Source organism: Arthrobacter sp. JCM 19049 (assembly GCF_001310435.1).
Genome location: NZ_BAXF01000054.1, coordinates 1 through 10,166, shown reverse-complemented (window position 1 = coordinate 10,166; position 10,166 = coordinate 1). Strand labels below are relative to the sequence as shown.

Annotated in this window: 15 protein-coding genes, 1 tRNA gene and 1 pseudogene; 6 read left to right on the top strand and 11 right to left on the bottom strand. The window is 62.4% G+C overall.

The window, feature by feature from the left end:
• Positions 1-17: 17 nt before the first annotated feature.
• From JCM19049_RS04595 to mptB, 4 genes are all read right to left on the bottom strand, one after another.
• On the bottom strand, positions 18-302 hold the full coding sequence (locus JCM19049_RS04595) for a hypothetical protein (RefSeq protein ID WP_279402463.1): 285 nt from the start codon (positions 300-302) through the stop codon (positions 18-20).
• The gene (locus tag JCM19049_RS04590; protein WP_279402462.1) at positions 233-505 is read right to left on the bottom strand and encodes a hypothetical protein; all 273 of its coding nucleotides are present in this window, start codon (positions 503-505) and stop codon (positions 233-235) included. Before JCM19049_RS04590 ends, JCM19049_RS04595 begins: the two co-directional genes overlap by 70 nt.
• A gap of 2 nt (positions 506-507) precedes the next feature.
• Positions 508-879 carry a hypothetical protein gene (locus JCM19049_RS04585; protein WP_054820948.1) on the bottom strand — a complete coding sequence of 124 codons (372 nt, stop codon included), beginning with the start codon at positions 877-879 and terminating at the stop codon, positions 508-510.
• 86 nt (positions 880-965) lie between these two features.
• On the bottom strand, positions 966-1,544 hold the full coding sequence (mptB, locus tag JCM19049_RS04580) for a polyprenol phosphomannose-dependent alpha 1,6 mannosyltransferase MptB (RefSeq protein ID WP_054820947.1): 579 nt from the start codon (positions 1,542-1,544) through the stop codon (positions 966-968).
• A gap of 224 nt (positions 1,545-1,768) precedes the next feature.
• On the opposite strand from mptB, the gene orn reads away from it, so the two are divergent.
• Both orn and JCM19049_RS04570 read left to right on the top strand, forming a co-directional pair.
• On the top strand, positions 1,769-2,383 hold the full coding sequence (orn, locus tag JCM19049_RS04575) for an oligoribonuclease (RefSeq protein WP_279402461.1): 615 nt from the start codon (positions 1,769-1,771) through the stop codon (positions 2,381-2,383).
• Positions 2,384-2,518: 135 nt separating this feature from the next.
• Positions 2,519-2,594: transfer RNA gene (locus tag JCM19049_RS04570), tRNA-His, on the top strand.
• A 224-nt stretch (positions 2,595-2,818) separates the two neighbouring features.
• Here the strand turns inward: JCM19049_RS04570 and JCM19049_RS04565 are convergent.
• Positions 2,819-3,121, bottom strand: a pseudogene (locus JCM19049_RS04565) (MmcQ/YjbR family DNA-binding protein); the annotation flags it as partial.
• 70 nt (positions 3,122-3,191) lie between these two features.
• Positions 3,192-3,482 (bottom strand): MmcQ/YjbR family DNA-binding protein, encoded by a 291-nt coding sequence (locus tag JCM19049_RS04560; protein ID WP_306420681.1) that lies wholly within the window; start codon positions 3,480-3,482, stop codon positions 3,192-3,194.
• A gap of 413 nt (positions 3,483-3,895) precedes the next feature.
• Here JCM19049_RS04560 and JCM19049_RS04555 point away from each other — a divergent pair, with 413 nt between their 5' ends.
• Genes JCM19049_RS04555 through JCM19049_RS04545 form a run of 3 tightly spaced genes read left to right on the top strand, consistent with a single transcriptional unit; the run spans position 3,896 to position 5,053 of the window.
• Positions 3,896-4,258 carry an alpha/beta fold hydrolase gene (locus JCM19049_RS04555; RefSeq protein ID WP_054820946.1) on the top strand — a complete coding sequence of 121 codons (363 nt, stop codon included), beginning with the start codon at positions 3,896-3,898 and terminating at the stop codon, positions 4,256-4,258.
• Between the two features lie 45 nt (positions 4,259-4,303).
• Positions 4,304-4,612, top strand: coding sequence for a hypothetical protein (locus JCM19049_RS04550; protein ID WP_054820945.1), 309 nt, complete (start codon positions 4,304-4,306; stop codon positions 4,610-4,612).
• 3 nt (positions 4,613-4,615) lie between these two features.
• Entirely contained in the window at positions 4,616-5,053 is a 438-nt protein-coding gene (locus JCM19049_RS04545) for a helix-turn-helix domain-containing protein (RefSeq protein WP_054820944.1), read from the top strand.
• Between the two features lie 261 nt (positions 5,054-5,314).
• Here JCM19049_RS04545 and JCM19049_RS18635 read toward each other — a convergent pair whose 3' ends face one another.
• The 5 genes from JCM19049_RS18635 to JCM19049_RS04525 form a co-directional block, all read right to left on the bottom strand.
• Positions 5,315-5,668 carry a nuclear transport factor 2 family protein gene (locus JCM19049_RS18635; RefSeq protein ID WP_279402464.1) on the bottom strand — a complete coding sequence of 118 codons (354 nt, stop codon included), beginning with the start codon at positions 5,666-5,668 and terminating at the stop codon, positions 5,315-5,317.
• 179 nt (positions 5,669-5,847) lie between these two features.
• Complete coding sequence (locus tag JCM19049_RS04540; RefSeq protein WP_306420680.1) at positions 5,848-6,255, bottom strand: dihydrofolate reductase family protein; 408 nt, start codon at positions 6,253-6,255, stop codon at positions 5,848-5,850.
• Between the two features lie 26 nt (positions 6,256-6,281).
• Entirely contained in the window at positions 6,282-6,422 is a 141-nt protein-coding gene (locus JCM19049_RS22200; RefSeq protein WP_306420679.1) for a hypothetical protein, read from the bottom strand.
• Positions 6,423-7,001: 579 nt separating this feature from the next.
• Positions 7,002-7,550, bottom strand: coding sequence for a DUF488 domain-containing protein (locus tag JCM19049_RS04530; RefSeq protein ID WP_279402460.1), 549 nt, complete (start codon positions 7,548-7,550; stop codon positions 7,002-7,004).
• Positions 7,551-7,560: 10 nt separating this feature from the next.
• Positions 7,561-7,776: a DUF2945 domain-containing protein gene (locus tag JCM19049_RS04525; protein ID WP_054820942.1), complete on the bottom strand. Its 216-nt coding sequence runs from the start codon at positions 7,774-7,776 to the stop codon at positions 7,561-7,563.
• Between the two features lie 491 nt (positions 7,777-8,267).
• On the opposite strand from JCM19049_RS04525, the gene JCM19049_RS18630 reads away from it, so the two are divergent.
• Positions 8,268-10,148, top strand: coding sequence for an ATP-binding protein (locus tag JCM19049_RS18630; protein ID WP_279402459.1), 1,881 nt, complete (start codon positions 8,268-8,270; stop codon positions 10,146-10,148).
• The last annotated feature ends 18 nt before the right edge of the window (positions 10,149-10,166 follow it).

Here is a 10,166-nt window from a genome sequence, read left to right as displayed (position 1 = left end):
GCGGACCACCGGGGCGCTCATGCGGTACGGGTGAACTTGGCCAGCCACGGGGTCTGCTTCAGCAGCCCGGGCAGGATCGTGCGGGTATGCCGGTCCACCAGCAGCAGCCAGGCGATCGCGGCGATGGACACGCCCCAGGAGATGAACCGGACCCCGGGCACCAGCTCCTCGGCCAGGAACTGCCAGATGAACAGCTGGTCGGCGGCCTGGTAGGCGATGAAGTACAGCACCGTCAGGTGCACCCACAGCATCTGCCAGTCATCCCGGATCCCGGTGGCCGCGAAGAACGGCAGCAGCCACAACAGGTACCAGGGTGGATCACCGGGGAGAGCACCACGATGGCGGAGAAGCCGATGGCCAGGCGCTGGACCAGGTGGCTGTACTTGCCGCGGAAGATCACCACCATCGCCAGCGCCACCCCCAGCAGCCGGCCCAGCAGCTTGATCACCGGCAGGATCCACTCGGTGGACAGCCCGAACGCGGAGACCGCGCCAGTCAGCAGCATGATCACGATGCCCAGCGGGAGAAGATCGAATACCCGGTGCCGGTGAACAGCATGACCTTCAGCCAGCCGAACCAGTAGCCGTTGAGGAAGCCGAGCAGCGTCATCAGCGCCAGCAGCAGCATGCCCGAGTAGAACCAGTACAGGATCCGCTTGGGCCACTTCGCCTCCGGCCCGGCCCACAGCAGGCCAATGAACGGCAGCAGCACCAGGGTGATCGGCTTGACCCCGATCGAGGCGGTCAGCACGATGACCGCCAGCACGCCCCTACGCTGGCAGGCCAGGTAGACGGCCATGACGGCCAGGCCCACCATCAGCGAGTCGTTGTGCGCGCTGGCCACGAAGTTCAGCAGGAACAGCGGGTTGGCCACGGTCACCCAGGTCGCCTTCGCGCCGTCGACCTTGTGCAGCCGGGCCAGCTTCGGCAGGTAGTACAGGCACAGGATGACCCCGAGGAACGCGATCAGCCTGAAGGCAGGATCGACAGGTCCGTGGAATGCCCCACGGCGGCGACGACCAGGTATTCGATCAGCAGGTACAGCGGCCCGTACGGGGTGCCGTCCTCCGCCCACATGGTGTCGGTGCCCAGCTGGAACCAGTTGCTCACCGAGGAGATCCCGTCGCTGTACGGGTCCTGCCCGGCCATCACCAGCCGGCCCTGGCCGATGTAGGCGAACACGTCACGGGACATGATCGGGATGCTCACCAGCAGCGGGGCGCTCCACAGCAGCACGGCCTTGCGCACCACGGCCAGCGAGCCCTCGGGCCAGCCCGCAAGCTTCTGCCCCAGCCGCCACCAGGCGCGCACCAGCACCCAGCAGCCCAGGGTCAACAGGATCACGGAGGTGATCACCCAGAACGTCTCGGTGCGCATCATGATGAAGAACGGGTCCTGGTTCAGCGGCGAGACGCTGGCCAGCCAGCCGACCCCAAAGGAGCCGAAGAGCACCAGGGTGGAGCCGATCAGGCCGCTGACCAGGGTGCGCGGCACGCCGGTGGCCGGCTTGTGCTCCAGGACCTCTGGCTGGTTAGTGGACACCATTACACCTCGTGGGTTCATGACAGGGCGACGCCCTGCCGCGGCATCGGGCCGCCGCTGCAGGTCCGGGGCGAACCTAGTGCAGAGCTGGAAAATCTCTGTCGATTTTAGCACCGGGGCCGCCAAATTCCGGGCGTGACACCGTGGCAACCCGCCCCGCGTGTGCGATGTTCACCGCACAACGGCGGTAGATTGGATCCCGTGGCTAGTAACTCAGAAATGATTGTATGGATCGACTGCGAGATGACCGGCTGAACCTGGAAACCGACGCGCTGATCGAGGTGGCGGTGCTGATCACCGACGCGGAACTGAACGTGCTTGATGAGGGCATCAGTGTGGTGATCAAGCCGGATGAGGCGGCCCTGGAGCAGATGGATGACTTCGTGCGCGACATGCACATCGCCAGCGGCCTGCTGCCGGAGCTGGCCGGCGGGATGGAGATGGACGAAGCCCAGAAGCTGGTGCTGGAGTACATCACCGCCCGGGCGCCGGAACCGAAGAAGGCCCTGCTGGGCGGCAACTCGGTGGGCATGGACAAGAACTTCCTGGCCCGGGACATGCCCGCGGTCATCGACCACCTGCACTACCGGGTCATCGACGTGTCCACGATCAAGGAGCTCGCCCGGCGCTGGTACACCAAGGCGCACTACAACGCCCCGGTGAAGACCGGCAACCACCGGGCGCTGGGCGACATCCAGGACTCCATCGACGAGCTGAAGTACTACCGGGGCACCATCATGGTCCCCTCCCCCGGCCCGACCTCGGTCGAGGCCGCGAAGGTGGCCCGCCAGGTGAGCGGATCGGCCGCGCAGCAGGTAGCGGCACCCCCGATCGGTTGGTGATCGACAACACAGCGAAACCGATGCTTTCCGAGTTGGCATTCACCAGCCGATTGTGTGTATGATAATTCTCGTTGCCCGGTACGAAATCAGGAATCAAAAGCGTTCTGACTAGTCCGGAAACAAAAAATGAATATGGTGGGTATAGCTCAGTTGGTAGAGCGTCTGGTTGTGGTCCAGAAGGTCGCGGGTTCAAGCCCCGTTACTCACCCCAAGGAGTCGAGGTGTGAACTTCAGATTGTGAAAGCAATCGAGGTTCGCACCTCGTTCTCATTTAATTCGATTTCTACCCAGGTCACCGTGGTCATCAGCAGCTCCCGGTGGCCGATCACACTAAGTGCCACGTTCCCAAACCGCTGCTGTCACGCCATGGAACGCCGGATTACCCAGGCGTCGGCTCACGTCGATGCAACCCGCTTCCCCTCGTGATGCTGGCTGCTATACGTCGTCCTTGGGCCGGTCTTTCACCGGCGCCTGATGTTTTGCGAGGTCATGGGAGTCCTCCACGAGCTGTTCCACCAGCGAGCGGGTGATGGTCTCGCCACTGGCAACGGAAATCCAATGCTGCTTGTTGAGGTAGTGACCCCTGCTGATCGAAGCACGATCTCGCCGCAGCTTGTCCCCGTGATCCGGGACCGTCTTGACGGTGATGATTTCAAGCTCCGGCTCATCTTCGGTGATGATCAGGAAGACCTTTCCGGCAACCTTCCACACCTGCAGATGCTCGGTGAACGGATACCCGCTGCCCGTACCCCCGGCAGCCGCTTGGTGACCTCGGCCGCGATGTGCTGGATCTGCTTTCCGCTCAGGCTCATTGCCCTCTGCCCTTTCCGAACGTAGAGGGGTCTACCGGCCACCGGTTCTTCGGCACATTCTGCTCCAGCACCAGCAGGTAGGACTCCGTGACCAGATCCTCGACCAGCTGGGCGTCAATCTTCTCGCCGGGATTCAGGGTGATCCAATGCTTCTTGTTCATGTGATAGCCCGGCGTGATCTCCTGGTAGGCCTCGCGCAGCGCTGCACCGTCCGCCGGCCAGGCCTTGAGGACCACGATCGGCTCGCCGGTGGTCCGCGTCTGCAGCATGAATACCCGATCGCGCACCTTGAACACATCCCAGTCCGGCCGAACGGCCAGCTGACACCGGTCCCCGGCAATTCCTCCGTACGCGCTGCGGCCAACCGCTGGATCATCTCACCGTCCATATGCTTCCTCCTTGCCGAACGACGATGTGGCCACTCTATCCAGAGCGGAAAAACGCGTACTGCGTGGCGTTGTTCATGCGGATCTGAATCGGGAAAATGGCACTCCTCCCGATGCCTCCACCCGCGCGGACGGGCAACAGCGGCCCGCGATAGTGGCCTAACTCGGTGCGCACTAACTGGCGAAGCGCTCCTGAGAAAACTAGTGAAAATTCTGGTTGTGTTTCACGATCAGATTCTCTAGCCTTAGACTGCTCGCAAAAACCGATCAGATTGCGAGGGTTTGAGATGAAAACTCATCCCGCAATAGTCCTGGTGCCCGGCGCGTGGAGTGGAGCCTCGGTCTGGGAACCGACGGCCAGCATTCTGCGTGGCAGGGGCTTTGAAGCGCAAGCCGTGACCCTGCTTGGACTCGAAACGGGTCAGGCGCACTCCTCCATCGCCGAGGTCCACCTGGAAGATCACGTCAATCAGCTCGCCACCTACATCCAGCGGATGGGCGCGCCGGTGGTGCTGGTGTCTCACTCCTATTCGTCAATGGTTACGGCCCAGGTCGCCGACCGGCTTGGGGACCAGGTAGCCGGGCTTGTTCACTTCGGCGGCTTCATGCCAACGGACGGACGTTCACTGCTCTATGGCTGGGGCGACTCGGAGTCGGCGCGCAACCAGGAGCGTTAGGCGATCATCGAGGCGGGAAACCTGTGGCTGCCACCCGAACGGCACATGCTGGACTATGAGCGAGACCTCACGGCCACCGACCGAAACCGTCTGGCCGAGAGCTTCACGCCGCATCCGGGGTACACCGTCATCGACCCTGCACGGCTGACGAAGGACACTGCAGGACAACCAACGACCTCTGTGGTCCTTTCACAGGAGGAGAGCCAGACGTCGAGTCAGGCCATCGACCACTCCCAAGGCCGATGGCGCTATAAGCACTTCGTGAGTGGGCACTGGCCCATGCTGTCACGGCCGAACGCGGTCGTTGACCTTATCGCTGAAGAAGTCGAGCACTACAGCCAGGAAGAAAGGTAGACCATGGCGACAACGGACCGTTCCGGCTGCCCCATCAATCTCGCAGTAGAAGTCCTCGGCGACCGGTGGACGCTGCTCATCCTGCGCGACATCATCTTCGCTGGGCGCCGGCACTTCCGCGAACTTCTGCGCGGATCGGAAGAGAAAATCACCAGTAGCATCCTCGCCGATCGCCTTGAACGACTCACAGCGACGGGGATCCTCATCCGCGTCGACGATCCAACTCACCGGCAAAAAGCCAAATACACATTGACGGAAAAGGGCATCGACCTCGTTCCGATCATCGCCACCGTCGGGCAGTGGGGGGCGCAGCATTGTCCTGCGGACGAGGAGAAAACCGACGTCGTCCGGGAGCTCGCCTACGACCTGCCGGCGTCATGGCGGAACGTCATGGACTCCCTGCGAGCTGAACATCGGACAGAGAAAAAGGCCAGAACCTGAGTGTCAACCCGCAAGACTTGCGAACGTTCTACTAGAGGACGGCAGGAACCCCTGCGATAACGGCATCGCCCTAGAATGCTTCGTCGCTTCGCAAGGGTTGGCCTGCATGCCCACGAGTTTTGTGCAGTTCGCCCAGTGACACCAGCTCGGGCGCAAACTCGTTCGGCGTCGGTATTTTGTCCACGCTGAGGTTCACGACAATCGTTGTTCTGCAGCATCAATGGGCCGGCCCACTTCGTTTGCAGCAGATTTTTCGGTCTCTCATTCCTCGGCCGCCCCGGTGCCTGTGGGCGTCAGTTGCGTCAAGAAACACTTCCATCCTCCTGCTTCCTTGAGCACAATATTGGTGGTCCACTCATCTGCCTTAATCGGATGGCCCTGGAACAGCCCTGAATTCCGGCCACGAGTTGGAATCACGGCGATTGATCCATACCGGTCAATGCCCAGGACTTCATGACTCATGCTGTCGTGGCGAAGGCGAACCGTTGCAACGGCATTATGGAAAGAATCGCGGGAAATCACTCCTGGCCGGTCGATGAGACTCCAGTTCGCCGTTGTGAATGATTCCATTCGGCTCACGTCATTGGTGACTATTGCTTCCGCCCATCGGTGGATGAGCTCGTCAGTTCTCGATCGACCCCTGGAATCTCCTCCCTATGTTCGTTACCCATCATTAGTCTCCTTCCCTCTCAGTCATGGCTCGTTAACGCGCAAGCCGTCAGCTTGTACTTGGTTCGCGCTCCGTCGTTTTTGGACCTGCAGATGTTACACAGCGCTCTTGGAATTCGACGCCTCTACACGGTCGCGGACCGGGGAACATACCGCAACGCGATGGCACCCGAGGAAAACTCCTTGTGGCCCACCAGCGCCGGTTCCACGTGCTGCGAGAGCCCTGCAAACAGCGCGGGGCCGTGCCCGACCACCCGCGGCTGAATTATGAACTCATATTCGTCAATCAGCCCAAATTCGGCCAGAGCCAGTGGCAACTGCACTCCCCCAACGTAAAGGCCCCTGCCGGGCTGACGCTTTAGCCCCCTGATTGCTATTTGAAGGTCCCCGGCGAGCAGTTCCGCGTTCCAGTCCACGTGTTCCAGCGTGCTGGAGACTACGTACTTTTTGGCCTGATCAATGGTTTGCGCGAAAGGTCTCGTCCACGGTGGCATTTGTGGTGCCGTCGGCGAGGCCCGCCAGGCGCTCTCCATGATTTGGTAGGTAACCCGGCCGAAGATCAGCGCGTCGGCTTGGCAATGGTTTGGGCCGAGTGCGCGTGTAGTTCCTCGTCCGGCACCCCCACTCGGTGGTCAATGCACCCGTCTAGGGTGAGGTTGATGGAATAGCGCAGCGGCTGTCCGGCTGTCTGTTCGCTCATGATGGATGCCTCTTGACTGGCCTGTGAACGGAACCGCTTGGCGCACAGATAATCCTTAAAGCTGGAACACCCGGACGGCTATTGAACGGCAAAAGAATCCCATCACCCCTGCACCGTGTCCATAGCGGGGTGACAATTCACGGGAGTTTCCAGCCACCGCTCCGGTTGGTTAACAGCTTCCAGATACAATTCGCTCTGGCTCCGACCCCGGCAATACGGCCCCTGGGATTCTGTGACGGCTTCAGCGGGGTCGGCTCTCGCCTTGTCCGTGAATCTCAGTTCGGCCGACAGGACTTCCTGGAACTTCTGCCCTTCTCCATCGGCTCCTGGGCGTAGATCACCAAACTTGGTCTATACCCCATAGGGGTATAGCGTCGGCGTTGACAGAGGGAAGAACTAGAGAAAGGTGTGGACTATGGACCACTCACAGATGGAATACCCGATGGACGGCGGACCGACCCCGTTGGGCATCAGAGAGGCGCAACCTCGTGAGTTGGCTTAAAGACGCCGCGAGCCACACATCAGCGCTGCTGCGTCGGCCGCCCCTTTGGGCGGCCGACGCTGCTTTGCCCTCGGCCCCTATTCGGCGGCAGTGGCGGGATATGTCACCTCGGGCTCCCTGCCTTCAATGCGCGCGCCGAAACTGAGTTCGGCGTCCTTCACCTCGCCAGGTCCCATGATGTGGTGCACCGGGAACTTGCGGGCCAGCAGGTGGTCCGCAATGATGCGCCGATGGCAGCGCCACCAGACGGCTTCGGAACACATCACCGCCGGGATCTGCTTCTTGGCCAGTTCCGCCAACTCCCCCAGGCCGTGGCTAAAGTCCTCACTCAACGCGTAGTCGGCGTAATTGTGGAAACTGCGGTTCTGCCACCAGGCGTTGGTTTCAAATGGCACAGTCCGACTCACGGGTCGGCGGCCGGTGAGCGACTGCATCCAGCGATAGTCGATTCCGGCATCGGCGAGCGCGGACTGCAGTTCATCTTGGTTGAATTGCGGGTAGCGGTTGGAGCCGGGCAGGCGGCGCACGTCCACGAGGACTGTGACGTGTTGTTCCTTGAGCATTGCCAGGAATTCGTCGATGTCGTGGGTTGAGTGACCGATGGTGTAGACCGTTGCCTTACTCACTGCCCGCCACTCACTTCTCCAGCTTGCGTAGGGCGCTGCCCTTGTGCGCGGCAATGTGGTCTGTTTTGTCGCTCTTGATTTCATACTGGGGCTCGTCGTCACTGGCGCGGCGGTTGTGCCCCTTGTAGGTGAAGTCGCTGGTGTGGACCTTGGTGATCTTGCCGGTGACGCGTCCCGCCTCGGAGTTCCAGGACACGTGGTCTCCGACGGAGAATTTGTGGCTCATGACGTTTCCTTTCTAAAGATCGTGCTTCTGACCGTAGCGTAACGCCGTGCGGCCTGCGGTTCCAGCGACTGGGCGTCCCGCTAGATGGATCACTGGTCTTGACGGCTCTCGGCAAGCGCTGCGTTACCGTGTGCGATTTAGGCCAGCGGGAGCAGGGGGATCATTCGGTTAGAATACGTATTCGAATCGGTGTTTTGGCGTTGTTGCATTCCCCGTCCTTCCAAGAGCGTATTTCGAATATCTGCGCCATCTGTTGGCCCTGACGCGGGGCTATCGCAAAAACGCACGCGGTGCGACACTGGGTTATGGACGCCACGCATTACCCCAGCCCCTCTCGGGTCGTGCTGCGTGGTGCGCGGCGAGTGCCGGATTAGCTCTCTTCCCCAGCCCCCTTTATCCGCCTCGCACTGAAAGTCCCTGCGCCCATGACTGGCCCCTCCGCCCCCCTGCCGGCACTATTGCCATCCCGACACACTGCGATGCACGAAGGCGTGCAAAGACTGCAGGAGGGCAAGACGGTTTTTGTGGTTGGCAAGCCCGGCAGTGGGCGCACCACTTTCGCCCTGCGTCTGCTGCGGGCGCTGGGGCAGAAGTTCTATTGGATTACCGGTGCTTCGGGCTTGGCCCATGTTGAGTTCGCTGTCCTGTCCAGCCTGTGTTCACAGATCCCGCAAACGCGGGAAGCGGCGGGGCATCCGATGCGAATGATTGCCGCCATCACCGGGTTCTCTTCCCACTCACCCATGTGGATCCTGCTGGATCGAGCCGAGCAGGTCGATGAGCAAAGCGCCGCCGTCCTTGCGCAACTGGCCCTCTCGGGTCAAGTGCACCTGGTGGTGGCGACCACCCAACTGCGTCAGCTGCCCATTTGCCTGGCCCAATTGGCCAGCATGCACAGCTCCTGGCGGCTGGAGATGGCACCAATGAATCGTGAGGACGCACGGTTCCTCACCGAGGAGGTGCTTGGCGGCCCGGTCAACGAAAGTACCGTGTGCACCTTACTGCATGTCTCTGGCGGCAAGCCCCTGCAGATGCGCGAGTTGCTCTATGACGCGCAGGACGAGCACGCGGTGCGCTTTGTGGGCGGTTACTGGAGCCTGCACCCGGAGTGGAAACCCAATGGGCCGCGGATCAGCGATCTGGTCCACGCCCGGCTGGGTGCCGAGTCCCCTCCCATGCGTGAACTGGTGGAGCGCCTGGCCATTACCGGTCAATTGCCGCTGCAGCGGGCCGGCGAGGTGCTGGGCACCGAGGTGTTGGACCGGGCCATCGATACCGGACTCGCGCGGGTCCTGGATGCCGAGCCTTCCCCTGGCGACTCACCCGCAACCCCCTTGGTCGACTTGACTGCCGGCATCCCGGCCGAGGCCGTTGTTGGCCTGCTGGGCCGTCACCGGCTGGGCCAGCATCTGCAGGCGCTGGGCCCGGTGATTTCGAACGGGGCACAGGCCGGGGAGCTGGAAATCAACCTGGCCCTGCTGCGTCAGCGGGTCGGATGTCCGCTGCCGGGCGATGAGCTGGTGCGGCCCGTACTGCGGGCTGGGGCGAATTACCGGTATGACATCGTGGTGGCGCTGACCGAGCAACTGGGTTCCCAGGAGCAGGTGGCCGAGGAGACCCGCACCCTGTTGGCCGCCGCCCGGGCCGTGGCCCAGTTCGAGACCGGTACGGCAAATCAGGGCCTGGAGACCCTATCCCCCTGGTTGGATCAGCATGCGGCGCCAATCCGTCAGGCGGCCGCCTACATTCACCACCATGGCCCCACCCCGCAGCTGGCGTTGGACCTGCTGCAGCCGCGCCCCGGGGATCCGCCGGATGTGGAGGCCCAGCGTCTGGTGCTGCTGAGCCTGCAGGACCAGCCGGTGGACCCGGTCAGCCTGTTGGCGGCATTCGAGGACCAGCGGATCCACGCGGATCTTCGCCTGGCCTGCCTCGCCCGATACGGACTGCTGCTGGCCTATCAAGCAGGCGGTACGGGCCCGAGAGCTGTTCACCCAGGTATTCGCCTCGCCGGTGTGGGCACACACCGGCGCCTGTGGCCGGCGCACCATGTTCTCGGCGCTGCACCCGGTCCTGTTGGCCGAAGGCAACGGATCCCAGCAGCTGCGTTCACGCATCACCCGGATCCAGGACGACTCCAGCTCCGCCCACCACCTGGACCAGCTGATTTGGAAGGGTGCCTGGAACCTGGAGACCGGCAACGCGCAGGTCGCCGCCGTGGCATTGGACCAGGCACTGTCCCTGGCCGAGCTCAACGACCCGCTGAACGCCGCCTCAATTGTCTGGGCACTGCGCTCCCGGGCCGCCTCCCTGCTGGGGAACACCGAACAGGCACGGCACTTCCTGCAGCAGGCCCGCGCAGCCCGTTTTGATGGACAGCCACTGCGCCT